This window comes from Bradyrhizobium sp. UFLA05-109 (assembly GCF_054185165.1).
In genome coordinates, this window is the sequence record NZ_JBBIAR010000101.1 from 1 (window position 1) to 18,585 (window position 18,585).

An 18,585-nucleotide genomic window follows, 5' to 3' on the forward strand; every position below is an offset into this window, starting at 1 on the left:
CAACGACCACCCTTTGGCACATTCGATGCCGGGAGCGGGCGTCGTCCACCACATCATTCGCGATTGAGCCGGGCAGTGCTCGCTACCAATCGATGTCCGCTTCGGTCCCGATAGCGCCCGCATTTGTACAAAAGCAGCAAATGGCGCGAATGGCCATAAGCGGACGTGCACTTGCATTAGGTAGTCAGGTTGAGAGTTGTCGTTGATCTTCCGCTACCCTTCACAATTAGAAGCAAATTTCCTATTTGGGCCTGCTTTCGAAGGGTACTGTGAACGCAACGAAATCATCTTGAATTGCCTCTGGTGGTGGGAGCGCGCCACCAACCTGCAGATCGCGCCAACGCAGCGGACCGTCTGCACCATAGAGGTTGAGAACGATACGTTCTTTCGATCGCTCGACCCGGACCTCCATGAAACTCTGAAAGAACGGGGCGCGGTTGAAGTCGAAGAGCCCGGACAAAGTCTCGACACTGACCGGCCATCCCTTGAGCCACTTGATCCATTGCCAGAACGGCTGCTTCCATAGCGGCGTTTCTCCATCTAGCTTGGCCCGGAGTCGATCGGTTCGAGGATAAAACGCCCAATCGGCAACGGGCGGCCGATCAGGGAAATCGAGTGCGGTGCCGATGCTAAGGTAAGCCCCGCCACCTCCATTTACGAAATGATGCATTACGCGGCTGGGGTCGTCGCCGATCCTCTCTCGGTAGTACTCAAAATCGTGCGTATCGCCGGCCATGGCTATCCCTACCTTATGCTTGGCAAGGAGCCGATAAAGCGCGGCGAGTCTTTCTGCTGATTCAGCAACACTATGGCCTTCTGCTATTCGCGGAAGATCGTGTCCACCGGCGATGCGCGGATGGCCCACAATGGCCATGATAAACTTTCCCTGGCCTCGCTCGAGCGCTCGTTCGAGCCAAGCCCATTGACGCTCGTCCACCGAGCGCAAGATTCCGGTGTCGATGGCCAACAGAGCAAATCCATCGGTCTGCAATTCAAAAAACGGAGCTCGCTGAGCGCCAACCTTCAGGTGATAGAGATCCCTCAAGCGCGCGGCCTCTGCAATCAACCGATCGATCCTGTTCTGGTTTGTAGTGGTCAGCCCGAGGTCGGCATGGACGCGCGCCTCCAGTGCCGCGCGCGCTGCCTTCGGTTCAAGGAAGTTAGCGTTGAATCCCTCAAGGGCATCAAACCAGTCATGATTGCCAGGGATTGCGTAGATCGGTTTACTGAAACCGTGAAACGGCAGATAGAAGTTCGCTTCATAGTCGTGCATGGATCCCGCCGGGTAGATTACGTCGGAAGACACGACCAAGAATTTTACATCATCATTCGATCCAAGCCTGAGATAATTGGATACCAGCGAGTATTGCGAAGGGTCGCCCTCGCCCGGATCCCCGATAACAAGGAAGCTGAAATCCCCGGCACCATCTACCCCGCCCGGTTGGATGCGAAACAATTCGTCGCCACCTCCGTAGCCGGTTTTCACCGCATCAACCATGCTGGCGCGCCAGGGATCGACGCGAACTTCAGTTAGCTTCTGGTAGACGGCGCTCGCCCAGCTTTCTGAGTTGAAGTACCAGCTGAAACCCCACACTGGATTGAACGCCACGAAGAAGGCCGTCAATGGCAATCCGAGATAAAGAACGAGAACGAGGGCCGACAACAGCGACGTTCGTGCTTTACGCAATCGCAACGTAAAGCTGAAGCGTTGCGAGAGCCAATTGGTCAGGAACCATTGGGCGATCGGGTTCAGTGGCCTCGCATTGGAATTTGTCCCCAAGCTGATTGACCAGGCCAGCCGTTCCAATGGTCTCGTGAGTCGCCTCAACAGCAGCCGGAACGGAAGCACCACCACCGCCGCAACTCCCACGGTCATAAGGATGTCGCCTATCGTGGCGACAACCGGGGAGATGATGCCAAGCACGGTGTCTGACGTTGGCATACGACCTGCGTGGATGGCGAAGAAGACGCCGATCAGGGTCAACATCCAGAGCAGGGTGGTCGAGCGCACCGCCGGTGCCGTATTGTCGATTTCTTGCTGGAGACGCGCGAAGGTTTCATCTGCAGGAAGCCCGAGCGCGGCGTCGGGGTGCATCTTCGGATCGCTGGAGGCGGCAGCGACAGACGCCGTCTCGAATGGTGCCATCACCAATCGCCAACCCGTAGCAAGAATGAAGATAGCAACGATGATGCCTATTGCACGTTCAGTCCCAACGACACGGCTTAGGTACCACAGCAAAGCGGCACTCCCGAAGTCGATCAACCCGTTCAAGATGGTCGGCGCCCACCCCAGAGAAGCACCGCGACCAACCGGTAGGATCTTGGCAATACCGTCGAACACCAGGATGGCAATCAGGAGAATTAACAGGCCGTCAAGGACGAGCGCGGAACTGAGTAGCAGCAGATTCCCGGCCACCAACGCCAGCGCACTGGGTATGTACGCGCTCATGTCGGTTCTCCGCGGCGACATGAATGCCGAGTAAGCTTCGATCACACTCAGCGCTATCACGGGAATGCCTAGCAAAACGAGTGACCATTGCCCGACCGCTATCGGTGCAGTCAGAGCGAACAACCCAATGGCTATCAGCGCGATGCCCGCCGCACGCAATATCAAAGGTCGCGAACCCAGCCGCACAGCCATCTCCTCCCGTTACCCATCGATGGACTAGGTCCTGCCGCGTCGAGTACAGCCGATATGTGCACGGTCGCTAGGTCTGCCACGAGTCAAAATCCGAAGAACTCGCCTTGAGTACAATTGGGTTTGCTTCGCTCCCCAAAGGCGGATTATTCACCTCTGTCGAGGTGCAGCCTACGCTGTCGGCGATATTGTTTCGCACGTGGTTGCTGGCGGTGCTGGGGACCGCGATCATTGAAGCAATTAAGAACAGAGCGGCTGCCTGAGTTTCAGCACAGCAACCTGTAGCAGATGACGCCAGAAAACAACACAGCAGAGAGCCAATTCGGTCACCGCATCTGCACAGGCCACCAACGACCTAATGTCCGTTCAAGGTCATTCGCGACTGAGCCGGGCAGTGCTCGCTACCAATCGATGTCCGCTTCGGCCCCGATAGCGACCGCTATTGAGCACGCAGCAAATGACGCGAAGGGCCATCTGCGGACTCATGCAGTGCAGCAAAAAACGCTGCTCAAACGCATCGAGGCGATCTGTACGAATGCCTGCCGGTCCCGCGCATTGGCATGCCCTTCCCATGCCTCGCAGAACGCGCTTGCCGCTGAACCGACGGAATTCGGTGCCGCGCTAATAGTCTAACTATCGTTCTGAACGATCACCGCTGGACTGGTCTGGTGATCTCGCGCAGTGGCTGCACGCCAGTCGATATGCCGTACGAGCCCCAGGATTGTTCGGGTAACAGGGGTTGCTATGCCACGCTCGTCTGCATGGCGGACCACCGTGCCGCATATCGCCTCGATCTCGGTGGGTCTACCTGCAATGACATCTTGAAGCATGGAAGGCTTATGATGGATGTGGTGTGCGAGCGCATCGGCCAACATCTCTTCCACATGCTGCTGCTCAACGGCAAAGCCGCAGGCGATCGCCGTACTACAAACCTCCGAGACAATCTGAAAAGCCAACGCCCGCGTTTCCGTGTGCGCGCCGATTTGACCCACCCCTGATCCGGTGATTGCGCAAAGGCCGTTCAAAGCGGCGTTGAACGCGACCTTCTCCCAGATCGCCGTTTCGGCATGTGGATCGATTGCCGCATTGAGCCCGCTCCGCGCGAAGAGAGCGGGAAGGAGGTCCAGCGTCGACGACGCAGGTTCGCCTGCCGCCGCAAGCCGAGCAACGCCGCGACCGTGAGATTCGACGCTGCCCGGCCCCCTAATATCGGCGGGGTAAGTTGTGATGCCGATCAGCACATTTCGAGGATCGGCGAACTCGGTGAGAACAAGCTTGTTATCGAGCCCGTTTTGCAGGCTCAAGAGCGCCGTGTTTGGGCCGATCGAGCTACGTATGGCGGTTAGTGCCTGCTTCGTGTGCATCGCCTTCGTGAAGACGATGACAAGGTCGTAGATGGCATTCACCTCGGAGGGAAACAGCACCGGGACGTGAATGCGGCGCTCGCCTGCATCTGTCTTGAGGTTGAGGCCGTTCTTGCGAATCGATTCGACATGAGGGACATCGAGGTCGATTAGGGTGACATCTGCTCCGGCCTCGAAGAGACTGCCCCCGAATAAGGATCCCATTGCACCGGCTCCGAGAACGGCGACACCGAATGATTGGTTGCTCTGGTCGGACATCGTTCCTCTTTCCCGGTATTGTCCAGTTCTAGCTGGATTGGCTCGTTTGTGGCGCAGAACAGCACGCTTCACCTGTCCCGCGGTCCGTCGTCCGATCTCATCGGTCCTTAATGGATAATGGTTGCCCAGAGTGCCCGCCGGAGCCTCAGTAAATGACGGCATATCTCTCACACACGGTACATTTACTGTACTGAGCTTGAACGCTACCGAGCGCCTAGGTGATTTCCTCTGGGGCCTAGCTGTTGGCTTCTTCGCCAAACATTGCCTTCGCCCGACTTCTTGCCAGCGATCCGTAACCAGAATGTCGCAGTTGGGTCATTCGCGACTGAGCCGGGCAGTGCTCGCTACCAATCGATGTCCGCTTCGGTCCCAATAGCGCCCGCATTTGTGCAGAAGCTGCAAATGACGCGAGGGGCCAGACTCGGACATCGCGACTCAGCCCACACAAGCTGACATATGGCCGGTTCTGACGTAGGCGACGGAAATTCGCTAGGTGCAAATCGAAGTTGCCACGGCCGTGCCGACATTAACCATATGGGGGATCGCGCATTAAGGACCCCGATGGTTAGTGCGCCCTTAACGTTTTTGCACAAAAGGTAGACCCCAGCGCGGAGATCAATACGCAAGACGAATGACGGCGGACATTCATCCTCTAGGAGGATTGATTGAGGGCGCTTCTCATGATCGCGCTCGCGGCGACCTTGGTCGGCTGCAGCCGTCAACCACGACAGCAGGCGGGTACAGTACCGTGCACTGACGAACGCCAGTTCGCCTGTTTTCCCAGAACGGCGGCTCATCAGCCGATCGAATTCGCGTCATTCAAGTCCGATGCGCCGACAGAAACCAAGCTCAAGAGCGAAAAGCCGCCGCCTCTTCGGGGCCGTGACAGGGCTTCCCGTTTCATCACCAAGAAAACAAAACCTGCAAGCATCAGAGCAAAAACTGAGCCTACGGCAACTCGCATCCCGCTCCCGCCTCCCTCATTGAGGACGCGACTCGAGCCGAAAAGCAAAGCCGCTGCGGATTTGGGCACGATAGGGCAATCCACTGTGGTTCTCTCTCCGAATTCTAAAAGCAGAACCCTACAGGAGCAGGTGGCGGCTGCGACCGAGGTCGCGGAGCGAATGACGGTTGCGGATTCGGCAGCTGCACATGACGATGGCGAACCCGCGGACCTTTTGGTTGCCGTTGTAATGGCTCGTCCGGAGATCAAGTCGGTAACCGATCTTGCGGGTAAAAATGTTGCGATGGATGAAAGGTACTCTGCATCCAGCGTTGATGTTTGGGTCGGGTTTGTTGTGGCAGGAAGGGTCTCAATCAAAGTGAGTGCAGGACACACCGCGGCGATCGATCGGCTTAGCAATGGCGAGGTGACGGCTGCTGTGCTGGCCCTCGTGTCTGCGGACGCAGCGGACGGGTTTCCTGAAATCGCTGGCTTCAAGATTTATCGCGTCCCGCTTTGGCCATATACTTTGAAGGCTCGGCCCTAACCGATGAGCGAAACGATCTTCAAAATCTGAGCCTCCGTTGCGATAACGCCCAAAATCCCAAAATCCGAGCTAGGGGCTTGTGACAGTTTTCATCGCACGAACTGGCGACTCGCCATGAGGCATCAGGAGGTGAGGAGCCGCCGCTCTATTGCGTCGTCTGTCCAAGATCTCCGGATAGTTGCACGCTGAATCGCTCAATCCGAAGAGAAAGGAACGGCATTTGGGCCGGCGCAAACCGAAGAGGGATCAATGACCCTCTTCGTCGGCATCAACACCAAGCGGCGGCGGCACTATTGCGCGCTCGTGGATTGACTCAACAACACTCAATGTTGATTGCCGGTGTTAGGTCGGCCTTAGACCTCAGACATGGAGGTATGTGATATAGTGCGAACTCGCTCGGTTGACGCGACACAAACCGAGGAGGCCCTGAAATGAAGATGATTCTAGTGGCGATCTTGTTGGTGGGCGCGCCGATTGGCTTTGCATATGCCCAAGGCATGGGAGGAGGCTCCGACAGCATCGATCCGGGAGCCGGGGCCGGTGGCCCACCTAGGGTCAAAATTATCACGCAACAGAGGCTTTCGATCCAGCAGAGCCCTCCAAGTCCTGTTCCGAATAGCTGGTGGAGTAACGACGCCGCGCGGCGTCAGGCGCCTCAGAGTTGGTGGAATAGTAACGGTTACCAGCCGCCTAGGAGCGCGTGGGACGACCGGTAAGCCACTGGCGGCAGCGTGAGGGGCGGAGAGCGGCACGCACGTGCGCCTACTGAGATCGGCTGATTAGGGCGTTTAGTAACAAATCGGAGACTCATGGCGCATGCTCGCCATCAGTTGGTCGATTAGGCCGGTTGCGCAGCGCTTCCAAGGCAAGGCGAGCGTGGTGCGCTGCCTTGAGATCACCGGTCTTTTCGATGTCCTCTAGTGCCCACACTAAGTACTGCATAGCGGAGACAGCGTAAGGATTCGGGCGAGTAGTCATTGCGGCATCCTGCCATATTCGCCGAAGCATGCGTGAAATGCGTGAGTGATAGTCACTTAAGCCCAATCAGCCCGGGTACTAACGCTTTCCTCTGGCGAGACTGCGCTCGACTTTCTTTCGGCTAACACCAACCTTTCTGACGGCCTTCTTCACTGCTGTACCGGATCTGCCGGTCTTCTTGGCCTCATAACGAACCTCGTAGCCTCGGCCGCCGGCACCCTCGCGCGATCTTGCTTGCGGCCCCGACTTGTTTGTTTCCTCGCCTTTGCCATGATGGCTCTCCTTTCGACCTAGCCCAACGCCTGGGCGAAATCAGCGGTTCCGCGTCACGGAGTTGCGTATGCGTACCTCGCCCTCGATCATTCCGGCCGATCGGCTCGATCGGGACATGTACCTGGTGCTGGAGGATTTCAGCAGCGGCCCGGCCTGGCGCGAGACCGACGAGGACAAAACTGATTACCGGACCCTGATCAGCGACTTCCTCACTGGTCAGTACGACCATCCCCTACGCGTGGTGGCTTTCAATCCGCTGGAGGGCTGGTCGCGCGATGCCTCCGAGGACGTGGCGCAAGAACTGGAACAGAGGGTCGTTGAAGGCCACGCGGTTACGGAGCCCGTGCGGGAGTTCATCGAGCGCTTCACTGGCCGGCCAATTGGCGTGCAACTGTTGTTGCCGCTGCAAGAGTTCTGAGACTCGCTTTTGGGCTGGCGATGCATAGATGCTCGCCATGAAGCACATTGAGTTCTACGTACTCGTGACCAAGACGGTGGTCCCGGCCGGACCTGACTGGCTCCACGAGATCAAATGCGACGGCTATCGCGTGCGCTTAGAGCGTGATGGCGACCGGGTGCGACTGCTTTCGAAGGGCGGCGATGACTGGGCCAATCGGTATCCATGGATCGTCGAGACGGCGAGGAATATCCGGCAGTCTCGGTTTATCCTGGACGGCGAAGCCGTCGTGCTGGGTGTAGACGGGATCTCGGACTTCAACGCCCTGCATTCTCGCAAGGTTGACCATGAGGTTCAACTCTACGCCTTCGACATCCTGGCGCTAGGCGGCGACGATATTCGGCGGCTGCCCCTGTCTATACGGAAGCAAAACTTGGCGCGCAGCTCCTGCGCGGGCGGCCGGAGGGCATCTTCGTGGCGCCGTTCGAGCACGGTGAGATCGGGCCGGAACTGTTCAAGGCTGCCTACCGCATGGGGCTCGAGGGTTTGGTCTCTAAGCACCGCGAGCGCGCCTACAAGGTCGGCCGGTGCGATCACTGGATCAAGGTGAAGAGCCGGAGCCACCCTTCTATAGCGTGCGAAAGGAGGCCTTCGCGTGAATCGCATCCGCATCATTCGTCACGAGGCAGTGGCCGATTGCGGAGGTTTTGAAGTGCGCTTTCCGGATGGACGCTCATCTCGATTTTTCTATTGGGGCGACAACGCCGCACGCGCCCCGAAAATGGTCGGTAGCCGCACCCGAGGCACACGCTAAAGCCCTCGCGCGAACCGAGCAGGATAGGCTGGACGGGCTGAAGGCGAAACGCTAGTTCAACCCCTAGGCGGCAAATCCGAGTTAGACCGATTGCCCAATCGCCGCGCGGGGCGGCCCTAGGGCATGTTGGCCAAGATCAGCCACGGTTGGCCGAGCAAGTTGGTCTCAGCTCCCCCTGAGCCCCCACGGCGACGTAAACGGCTGCGGCCTTTCACTAGGCCCGAGCGTCGAGGCCTCGCCACGGCCTGAGGGTAAGAGGAGCCTCATTTGCTAAGTCGCATTCGCAATGTGGTCTTTAAGATGCAGAAGCACGCCCCATCGCGGCGCTTCGGCGACAGCGTGCGACGAATAGTGCGCTTGGTGCGGTTGATGACGGTTGTGCAGCAAAGAACGCCAAAGAAGGGCAAATAAGCAAAGCGCTGGACATGCTCTCCGAATTGCAGATGCCTCACTGGCTGATCATCGCGGGCAGCGTCTTAGGTCTTATCGTCAGGAGCGTTCGAGCTCCCGAAAACGAAGAGAATGAAACGGACGCTGATTAGGGCACCGGCGCTGTCTCGTACCTGCTTACTTTTCCCGATATAGTGGATCGGTGGATGGGCACCTGGACGGCACCGGCGTTTCTCCAGCCTCAAGCGCCGGTGCCGCTCCTCACTGAAACTCAGATCCACTGACCTCGTGTCGCGGCCACCACGTCTGCTTTGCGCGAATGATTGCGATCGTTAGGAAGGGTGGCTGGCGGCGCGACTGCAATTCCAGGAACGTCTCTCGCAGCCGGGCGGGTTGGTCAGATGCTCGACCTGCGTACCTGCACGGTTAGGGGTTGGTCGACCGTCGAGAGATGGCCCGGCCCCGCGAGTTTTTCTTAGAAACGAGTCCGATCTGTCGTGCAAGGATCATCGCTGATCTAAGTTCCAGATTTAACCCGCGGTCGCGAAATCAAGCTTAACCTGAGGACCTCGTTGCTGTTGCGCGGCAGAACGCTGAACCGGACATTTGCCCTCGTTCGGGTTCACCCCAAGGCGAGAAAGCAAAAAAACTAGGCCGGTCGAGGTTGCCCGGCTGGGCCGAAACCTGCGTTCGAACGCGGCCCATTGCCACTTGTTCCTAGTCGCAATGACAGGCAAGAGGTACCCTCCTTAGAGGCGCGGCAAAGATACCTCTTCACACTCGCGTGAAAACTCGGAAGCTGAGTGCCGCGCAATCCTCTGCCGTGGGGAGAACCGATGCCGTTCGCACCCATTGAAGCGTGGCACTACCACAAGGTGGATCTCGATCCGTCGCCGATTGAGCCATCCTGGATCATCGAAGGTAATCCGGAAGCTCGATCGCGCTTACTGTCGACGAGCGCATGCAACACGGCCAAGACCATGATCTGGTCGTGCACCGAAGGCAAATTCAACTGGTACTACGATCTCGACGAGACCATCGTGATCCTCGAAGGATCGATCGTGCTTGAGAGCGAGGGCGTGCCGCCGAAGCATTATGGCGTTGATGACGTCTTATTTTTTCGCAGCGGTGCGCACGCCAGATGGCACGTCGAGGACTATGTGAAAACGCTCGCCTTCCTTCGCCTGAACTATCCGTTCCCGTTTGGCATCGCCATCCGAATCGTCGACAAGATCAAGTCGCTGATCGCGCGGAACCCGCCCCGCGGCTTGCCGGCGCAGTAAGACCGCACTTCCGTATTGCTCCCCGACCAAAGCTCCAGCCGAGCAGCGCCTGACATATTTTTCACATTCTAACCTACCGCGTAGCGCTAGAGTCGTGGCGCGGGTCCGAGCTCCGCTCATGTCCTAAGAGGTGCAATATGCTGGCAACATATCGAACTCTTCGGTGGCTGGGCTTTTCACGCTGGGGGGCCACGCGAAAACTTCTGAAAATCTACTGTGTGACTTTCCAAGCGCGAGTGTTCTAGGACAATACAGCGGCGACGGGGCCGCCGGGGTGACGCTTCTCTGATCTCCCGAAGATTCCATCTGGGAGGACGATGCACTTAGGACATCATCCAATTGCCAACCGCCATTGTTGTTTTTGCAAGAGCATAGAGCCAAGCGGCCTCGGCTAGAGCCAAGGCAGTCAAATATACTATCTCGGCGATCATCTTGCCCCCGAACTAGGAAGGCCCCACCAATCTCCTTCGGGCAAGTATCAGCACCGGACCATCAGGGGCGGCATCGGACACAATCTGCCGCAGGAAGCGCCGCAGGCCTTCGCCAGGGCCATCGTCGAGGTTGCCGAGATTTGATCGGCGCAAGAGAGGACCTGCGGAACGGTCACATCCACCCCCGCGCGGTGCATCGTACCGCGCAACACAAGCCTCTGCGGAATGCCACCGACGCCGCACAACGCGGTGCTGGGACCGGCAGCGGCGACATGCAATCGGCGCCCCTAGCGCGATAAGCTTGGGCCGACTGAAGTCGGCTTAGGGTCATTCTCGACCGAGCCCGTCGATCATGCCCGGCATCATGGCGACGCACGTGACGTCATTTCCTCGCAGCAGCTTGTTGAGAGGTGGCGAGGTGCTCTCGATTCATGTTCATGAAGCAGGGGTTGTTACTTCGAGAACGGCATTTCCACAGCGCCATGACAGTAGCCGGAAGAACGTTTCCCCTCTAAAATCATCGGGCAATAGCGTTTCACCTTCGTGCCTTGCTAGAACTGACACCAGACAACTCATCGTAACGGCAACGCCCGGTCTGCGGTGTTCAATTGAGATGTGAGATCGTGCCACGGTGGCACTCGCTAGACTGTTTGCTTACTAAGCCGGTGGCGCAAAGGCTATGTCCGCTTCGGTCACAAAGCGACGGGGTTTCCGCACGGCAGCAAAGTGATACTAAGGGCCAACAGGCGACATTTGAAATGAAAGAGGCCGCCAACTGAGACGGCCTTGCCGCAGTCTCGGCTTGCGGCCATTTATGGAATTTGAGCCTGACTTGCGGAAATACTTGAGCGCAAACTTGCCATCTCGGTTTTGTAGAGGGCCACCGCAGCCAAGACAAACCAGTGGATCGTCATGTGTGGGGAGCGCCTCGACGCGGACAACCAGATACTCCGCATCGCAAGTGGGACAGCGGAATTTGGTCACCTCCGACATGGCGCGACTATATATCCCCGGCGACCAAAGGAACCAGCACCATTCTTGATTATTCTTTATGCAGTTTCGGCCAGAGGATAGAAGCGCGCCAGGGCACAGCGAACCTCATGCGCGCCGCGACCGAGAGCCCTCAGCGACAAATTACATCACCACCCGATAAGCCTTCTCCCGCCTCTTCCGCTCTTCGGTTTTCTTCTCGCGGTTCAACGCACGCATGAATCCAATGCGTGCAAACATCGTCGGGCCGCCCTTCTCGGCAACGAGCATCAGCGCTTCAATCGCTGCCAGCCATTCTAGCGAGTCATGTTCACGCTTCGGCAACTGCGTGATGAATGTTGCTGCGTCATGCAATCTGAGAAGCTTCCTCGTCGGGTAGCGGAATTGGATCATCAAATGGCCGTTGCCATCCGCGCTTGTTCATTGCCCTACATCATGCTTCCGGGCATGAAGCACCGAACAAAGGGATGGCCATCTTCGTGGTATGGCCAAACGACTGTTTGCCCGAAACGATTGGGCGCCGTGACAAGAGCCGCGTTGGGCACGTCAACCCACTCATCATCCATAAAGACTTGATAGTGGCCGTCCCGAGTTCGCCAGTCAGTGTCTCGCAAGGTGTTACCGTCGCTGAGTGCGCAGCAAGGTTTGCCCTCTTCGGATTTCAACTGCTGAAACCACCTGTGCATTTCAGGATCGGCTTGCGCATACTTTCCGTCTGGATCGCGAGCTAACGCCGAATTTGATGCCAACATCACTAGCGACAAAATGACCGTCAGGGATTTGGTTCTCAAAAATGACTCCCATCAAAATTGAATTGGCCAAAACACTGAAAAAAGACCCGCCTCCGAGTTTGGGAAGACGGAGGGAAATGAAGCATTGCCCCACGGATTGAAATACGTCCGGAGGCGGGGGCACGAGGGCTCAAATATTCAGACGGGCAACAGTTCGTAAGCCTACCGTCCGCCTTAAGAGCAAAGATAACACAATACATGCTTCTCAGCTAGACCGTCGGGAAAAAGTGGTAACCCCTGCCGTTGCCAGTCTCTCACGGCTCGTTGTTCATGTCTCGCAACTTCAAATCTAGTTCACTGATTTGCTCAACCATCCGCTCTACAATCTCTTCGTAGTCGGACGGCGCTAGCGAATCCACGCCGCGTGCCAGTAGCTCCGCTTGTAGGATTTTCGCCATAACGGCTTTGACGTTCATTCGAAAAGACTCACGATATAAGAAAGTTTGAGCATACACCGCCTCGCGTCCTGTAGAACTATTGGACCGGAGTCACCGTGGTTACCTGTACCTGGACAGGCTCCAAGTGTGGCTCGCCGGCCGCGGGCCAGCGAAACTTCCGATCCACGCGCGGCCGAGGAAACGGCGAATCTAAGTCATGAGTCCGTTTGATGGGATTGCGGCGGGTAAGAACACGGCATTGAAGAAGAAACGACATGCCATTGAGCAAATTACTCGTCTCGCCATCGGGAGCACACCAACCGCGCAAGGCCTCATGAACCGCATACGCCAGGGCGCGGACATTCAGCGAGTTGATGCGCGCAAGTACCGGGTCCGGATTGGGGACTACACCAGAGACCTCTGGCGTGCAGTCTTCGGAGCTATTGTTGCCGAGCCTTCGGGATGGTGAAATGAAAGGCAGCGCCTTGCGGAAGATTTGCCTCCGCCCAAATTCTTCCTCCATGGCTCTCTACGATTGAACGACAGATCGATAATCCCATTCCCATGCCGCCCGGCTTGGTTGTGAAGAATGGGTCGAAGAGCCGGTCGAGTTGCTCGGGGTTTATGCCCTTCCCCGTATCTCGCACGGATACAAGTACGCCGTCCGAGCCCTTCATAGTCGAACTGATCAAGAGCTCGCGGCGCGCTTGGCCGACCTCTTCCAGGGCATGTACGGCATTGACAATCAAATTGAGCACCACTTGTTGCATCTGGGTCCGATCGGCTTCAACGAACGGCAAGCCGTTCGCCAACTGCGTACGGATAGAGATGTGACTCCGTGCGGCTTCGCCACGCGTGAGCTCAACGACTTCAGAGACAATTCGGTTGAATTTTATGCGCTCCGCCCGCAGCGGTGCCTTTGTTACGAGATTGCGTGTACGATCGACAACGTTACCTACCCGACGGCCATCTTCGGTGATCCTTTCCAATAGCCGTTGAACTTCCGTTAGATTTGGCGGCTGATGGGCAAGCCACCGCAGCGACGCTTCAGCGCTGCCGATTATTGCCGTGACGGGCTGATTGACCTCATGGGCGATCGAAGCCGAAAGTTGACCCATGGTCGCGACGCGATTCGCGTGCGCGAGCTCCATCTGAGTCTCGCGGTAGCGTCGCTCGCTTTCGTGCGCCTCGGCCTCTGCCCGCCGCCGCTCAGTCAAATCGAGAACAAAAGCGACGGCTTGATTCTCATTGTCGAGGAGAGCTGCTCCGACCAGCACGGGCACGCGGCCGCCATCCTTCCGCAAATACTCCCTTTCGTACGGCTGCACCGTGCCAGCAATCTTTATGTTCTCACTCTCCTCCGCAATTCGGTCGCGCCACTCTGGCGGTATGTAATCCGTCCAAAGCACACTACCGGACATCAACTCCTTTCGGTCGATTCCCAGCATGCGGAGATAGGTATCATTTGCCTCTGTGATGCGACCATCAAGTTCAAAGAAAACGATCCCGATGATGTTGGCTTCGACGAGGCGCCGAACCTTCGCCTCTTGCTTCTGCAGATCGCCATAAAGTCGAGAATTCTCCAGGGAGACAGCCGCCTGCGACGCGAGTAGTCTCAGCGCGGTCATACGGCCCGGTGCGAAGGCGCTGGGAGTTAGGTTGTTTTCGAGGTAAAGCGCGCCAACGAGTTCGCCCCGGTTTACCATGGGCAGGCAGAGAACGGACCGCACTCCGCTACTAACGATGTAGGGGTCTGCTGCGAACGCAGATTCGGTGGCGTCATCGAGGACGATGCTCTCTTGACAATGCAAGACATATCGGAGCACGGCCTCTGGCAAGAGGGCCTCCGTTGCAGCCACATCGCACAGATGCACAACCACCCGATCATCGGCAGTGGTGCCTTCTGCGACAATCCGTGGCGAAGCGCCACGCGCAAGAATTAGCAAACCCCGCTCGGCACAAGCCTGCTCTATGGCGATGCACATCAGGGTATCAATCAACTTCTCGAGCACCAACTCGCTAGAGACGACTTGCGAAACCTTGATCACGGTTGCGAGATCGAGATGTTCGATCGACGCTCCAATCGTTTCCGTCGGACTTGGCGCAGGCTCTTGCGCCCTCAGATCCGGATACCGCTCCTCGAGTTGTCTCACCCTCCCGCCGGCGCCCCAACGTAGGTAGCCAAAGCGAGCCTCCTGCAGATAGGTGCGCGCTATTTTTTCAAATCCGCGCTTCCCATAGAAGCGCGCCGCGAGCTCATTTGCGAGCGCCTCAATATGAACAAGGCCGTTTGCTCCGGCCGAGCTGATCGCCTCCTCGTAGAGTTGTTCAGCGTCGAGCAGATGGCTCTCGATCCGAGCGATTTCAGCGGCTACAAGCGCAACTTGGCTCTTCAAACTCTCCGGGTAGATAGCGGCCGCGTATGCCAGATGACCGCGATGGACCTTTAGCTCCTCTACGAGCGCGCCTCGCTCCTCGCTCGACACAGTCTCGGCGCCGGCAGCGCGCGCCAAGGCCGCATAGAAATGAAATTCGGATACCGCGATATGGGAGGGGACAGCCCACCACAGAAGCGGCTCGACCTTTCGCGCCGCAAGAGTGGCTCCCAAATGATCCCCCGAAAAGAACAGGCGTTGCAGCTTGCGTATCAAAAGCCAGGCGAGCTCGACCGTGCGGCCCGCACCCAACGGCTCCTCGAACCGACTCTCGTCGAAGTTCGATTCGACGCCCCGGAGAGCGAGGATAAGACCGTGCTGCCCTGCGACGATATTTGCCAAGAGAGCAAAATGGGCGCTGTTTAGGTAATCGAGCAGTCGTTCCGCTTCTTTCTGGGCATCCTGCAAGCGCTCCCCCGCCGCCAGCATCGCTGAGATCAGGCCGGACGCGGTATATCCGGCGCTATTGAGATCGCCGAGTTCGTTGGCGGCGTCGAAAGCTCGCCGAAGCACAGCCACCCGCTCTCGCGGATCGACGACATGCGAATACTCGCGATAGACGCGTGCACGAAATCTATGCAGCCCGCGTCTCTCCATCAGGTCGACACCGAGGCGACCAAATTCGATGCTCTCCCGAAGGCGGCCGAATCGTCCCAGCAGCTTGCCGAACCAGACATAGGCCCAACAGGATACGTCCGTGTTTCCCTGCTCAATGCTGACGCTTACCGCCTTCGCCACTATCAGACACGTCAGGTTTCCGTCTGCTGTCCAAAAGGCAGGCTCGCTAAGGGCCAGGAGGACGTCCATCTTGGCTCGCCCCAACGGATCATTCATGACGGGCAAGTCGATCAGGCTGCTAATCCCACGAGCGTCAATGAGATCCCATAGGCGCCGGTATTCTTCTTCAATCTCCTGTGTGGACGGATGAGATGACCAAACGACGCCGAGAGACCGCAGGCAATCTAGGCCGATCTCGAGACTTTCCTCTCTTCTGTCGACTGCAGCCAAAAGTCTCATGCGCTGGCACGCGATCAGAGCCCGATCCCGTCCGTCTCGCGCAAGGCCGGTGAGGAGCGACAACCTCTTCTCTGCAGCTCTGATTTCTCCGGTAAGGAACTCGCACTCGGCTCGGAGTCGTTCGAGTTCGAATACAAGGTCGTAGTGCGACCGCCACCGGCTTTCGTGAAGCATTTCGGTGCCAGTAGCGAAATAGCCGATGGCCGCGGCGTGCGCGGCTGAGGCGTGCGCCCGTTTGCCTGCGATCAGATTGAGCTCAGCCAGGCGCGCGCGCTCATCCCAGGAGATGATAAGCTCCGCGCCCCGGTTCAGGTGATGGACGATATCGAAGATCGCCTCGTCTCGCTTCTCCGTCGGCGTTTGCGCAATGAGAAGCCGGCCGAGCCTGAGATGGGCCGCCGCTCGCGCCCCCTCGGGGATCAGCGCATATGCGGCTTCCTGCACCCGGTCGTGGGCGAACCTGTAAGCATTCGGCAGCCGTTCTATCAGCTCCTCCCGGAGTGCCTCCCACAACGCCGCGTGCACACCGTCGGGCGACGATTCGAGCGCGATTGCAAGCGTCGCGACGTCCGCAACCGTGCCAGCGACAGAGAGCTGCTGCAGCGCTTGTTGAGTTTTGTCCGGAAGGCGGGCGAGGCTTCCAGCCATGAGATCGGCTACGTTGTCCGCGTAACGCTCGGAACGAATACGGTTGAGATCCCACGTCCAGCGTGCAACATCATGATCGAATACGAGCAAGCCCCCCGCGTTAAGCGCGTGGAGAAACTGGATGACGAAGAACGGGTTTCCGGCGGTCTTCGCATGCACTAGTTTGCCCAGCGACGCCGCGTCTTTTGGCATTGCATGAAGCATGTGCTCAATCAGCAGGCTCACCTGCTCCTGCTGCAGAGGACCAAGCTTGATCTCGCTCACCTTCCCCACGGAGCTCCGGATCAGGGCGAGCTTTCGCGCCATCGGATGAGCCGCGTCGACCTCGTTGTCGCGATAGGCGCCAATCAGCATCAGATGCCCGACGTCTGTTTGCGTCAGCAAATCCTCAACAAGCTCGAGCGTGGCTGCATCTAGCCATTGCAGATCGTCAAGAAACAAGGCCAAGGGATGTTCGGGCTTGGCGAAGACAGAGATGAAGCGACGGACCATGAGCTGGAACCGCGCTTTCGCCTGCTGCGGCTCGAGTTCTGCGACCGGCGGCTGCTCGCCGATGATGAGGGACAATTCGGGGACGAGATCGGCGATCAGCCGGCCACTCGAACCCAGCGCCTCCGCAAAAGCGTTCCGCCAGCCGGCTAACTCTGCATCGCTCTTGGCCAGGAGCAGTTGGACCAACCCCCGAAGGGCTTGCGCGAGAGTCGAGTACGGAATGTCACGCTTGTACTGATCGAACTTGCCGGATGCAAAATGTGCGCGGGGCGGCACCAGCACTTTATGCAATTCATTGACGACTGAAGACTTGCCGATACCGGAATAGCCGGACACTAGCACCAGCTCCGGCACTCCGCCCTTTACGATGCGATCGAACGAGGCGAGCAAGGTCTCGATCTCGCGCTCGCGTCCGTACAGTTTTTCTGGAATTACCAACCGGTCGGATGTGTCGTGTAGGCCCAGAGGAAACTCTTCGATTTGACCCCGATCTTCGAGCTCCGCAAGACAGTGCCGCAAATCACATGCGAGCCCAGCGGCGGTCTGATATCTGTCCTCGGCTGTCTTGGCGAGCAGCTTCATGATGATCATCGACAGCGCCGACGGGACACTACCTAGACGATCAGTAGCGGTCATCGGCTTTCGCGCGATATGGCAGTGCACCCAGTCCATGGGATCAGAGCCAGCGAACGGCAAGCTCCCGGTCAACAGCTCGTACAGAGTGACGCCCAGTGCATAGAGGTCGCTGCGTGAGTCAATGGAGCGATTCATCCAGCCGGTCTGCTCGGGCGCCATGTACGCCAGCGTGCCCGCAATGGTCTCAGGCGGCTGGATGACTTGTCGTTCACGCCGAAGCCGCGACGCAATCCCGAATCCCGTCAGCCTGACTTCGCTTCTCGTGGGATCTACGATGATATTCTGCGGCTTGATATCCTTGTGAACGAGACCCCGCCGGTGCAGCTTGCCCACCGCAACAGCGATACCGATGGCGAGGCGCAAGAAGCTTCCGACGTCCAAGGATGCGCCGATCGACGCGGCGAGCGGCGCCCCACCGGGATCTTCAAGGACCAGGGCAGTCCGACCGCTCTCTTGAAGGAGGTCGAGCGGCCGTACCGCCCACGCTGAATCCAGTTCGCTTTTCCATCCATATTCGTGCATAAGGCGATCGATGATGGCGGGATGCGGATGCTCAGAGGAGGGTCGCACGACTAGTATGGGGGCAAGGCGGCCGTCGGAGTCGCTCTGCCATCCCCGGTAGAAGACGCGCTCGTCGTCTTTCCACGCAACGTGGAAGCTGCCATTCGCAATTTTGGCGAAGCGAGCTGCATCCATTTTTTGCGCCGGTCCCGAGTGAGGCGGCAAGATGTCACCCCGTTACTAAGGCCTATTGTTACCTCTTTTACAGAAAAATAGCGCCAGCAACCTCGACAATATCATCCGAGGGTGAGAACAGATATGCAAATCTTAAGCAGCGGCGTACCAGTAGCCGCGTAAAGCGCCGTAAATTGGAGTAAATCAG

At 58.0% G+C, this 18,585-nt stretch carries 10 protein-coding genes and 2 pseudogenes; 5 read left to right on the forward strand and 7 right to left on the reverse strand.

The annotated features are described in order from the left end of the window. Positions 1-241 precede the first annotated feature (241 nt). Together Q3C01_RS41660 and Q3C01_RS41665 are read right to left on the reverse strand one after the other, a co-directional pair. Positions 242-2,641 carry a metallophosphoesterase gene (locus tag Q3C01_RS41660; RefSeq protein ID WP_458151143.1) on the reverse strand — a complete coding sequence of 800 codons (2,400 nt, stop codon included), beginning with the start codon at positions 2,639-2,641 and terminating at the stop codon, positions 242-244. A 626-nt stretch (positions 2,642-3,267) separates the two neighbouring features. Next, a complete protein-coding gene (locus Q3C01_RS41665) occupies positions 3,268-4,260 on the reverse strand; it encodes a ketopantoate reductase family protein (RefSeq protein ID WP_458151144.1) in 993 nt (330 codons plus the stop codon). A gap of 680 nt (positions 4,261-4,940) precedes the next feature. Here Q3C01_RS41665 and Q3C01_RS41670 point away from each other — a divergent pair. Further along, positions 4,941-5,750, forward strand: coding sequence for a substrate-binding domain-containing protein (locus Q3C01_RS41670; RefSeq protein ID WP_458151145.1), 810 nt, complete (start codon positions 4,941-4,943; stop codon positions 5,748-5,750). Between the two features lie 1,056 nt (positions 5,751-6,806). On the opposite strand, the pseudogene Q3C01_RS41675 reads toward Q3C01_RS41670, so the two are convergent. Then, positions 6,807-7,000: pseudogene (locus tag Q3C01_RS41675) on the reverse strand (DUF3606 domain-containing protein). A 68-nt stretch (positions 7,001-7,068) separates the two neighbouring features. On the opposite strand from Q3C01_RS41675, the gene Q3C01_RS41680 reads away from it, so the two are divergent. The 4 genes and pseudogenes from Q3C01_RS41680 to Q3C01_RS41695 all read left to right on the forward strand — a co-directional run. After that, a complete protein-coding gene (locus Q3C01_RS41680) occupies positions 7,069-7,419 on the forward strand; it encodes a hypothetical protein (RefSeq protein WP_458151146.1) in 351 nt (116 codons plus the stop codon). A 37-nt stretch (positions 7,420-7,456) separates the two neighbouring features. Then, the gene (locus Q3C01_RS41685; RefSeq protein ID WP_458151157.1) at positions 7,457-8,008 is read left to right on the forward strand and encodes an ATP-dependent DNA ligase; all 552 of its coding nucleotides are present in this window, start codon (positions 7,457-7,459) and stop codon (positions 8,006-8,008) included. A 1,430-nt stretch (positions 8,009-9,438) separates the two neighbouring features. After that, entirely contained in the window at positions 9,439-9,885 is a 447-nt protein-coding gene (locus Q3C01_RS41690) for a cupin domain-containing protein (protein WP_458151147.1), read from the forward strand. Between the two features lie 446 nt (positions 9,886-10,331). After that, positions 10,332-10,460 (forward strand): annotated as a pseudogene (locus Q3C01_RS41695) (alpha/beta fold hydrolase); the annotation flags it as partial. 990 nt (positions 10,461-11,450) lie between these two features. On the opposite strand, the gene Q3C01_RS41700 reads toward Q3C01_RS41695, so the two are convergent. The 4 genes from Q3C01_RS41700 to Q3C01_RS41715 form a co-directional block, all read right to left on the reverse strand. Next, positions 11,451-11,660, reverse strand: a complete 210-nt coding sequence (locus Q3C01_RS41700; protein ID WP_458151148.1) for a hypothetical protein — start codon at positions 11,658-11,660, stop codon at positions 11,451-11,453. Between the two features lie 74 nt (positions 11,661-11,734). Next, positions 11,735-12,097 (reverse strand): hypothetical protein, encoded by a 363-nt coding sequence (locus tag Q3C01_RS41705; protein WP_458151149.1) that lies wholly within the window; start codon positions 12,095-12,097, stop codon positions 11,735-11,737. A gap of 254 nt (positions 12,098-12,351) precedes the next feature. After that, positions 12,352-12,513 (reverse strand): hypothetical protein, encoded by a 162-nt coding sequence (locus Q3C01_RS41710; RefSeq protein ID WP_458151150.1) that lies wholly within the window; start codon positions 12,511-12,513, stop codon positions 12,352-12,354. Between the two features lie 401 nt (positions 12,514-12,914). After that, positions 12,915-18,398: a trifunctional serine/threonine-protein kinase/ATP-binding protein/sensor histidine kinase gene (locus Q3C01_RS41715; RefSeq protein ID WP_458151151.1), complete on the reverse strand. Its 5,484-nt coding sequence runs from the start codon at positions 18,396-18,398 to the stop codon at positions 12,915-12,917. Positions 18,399-18,585 lie beyond the last annotated feature (187 nt).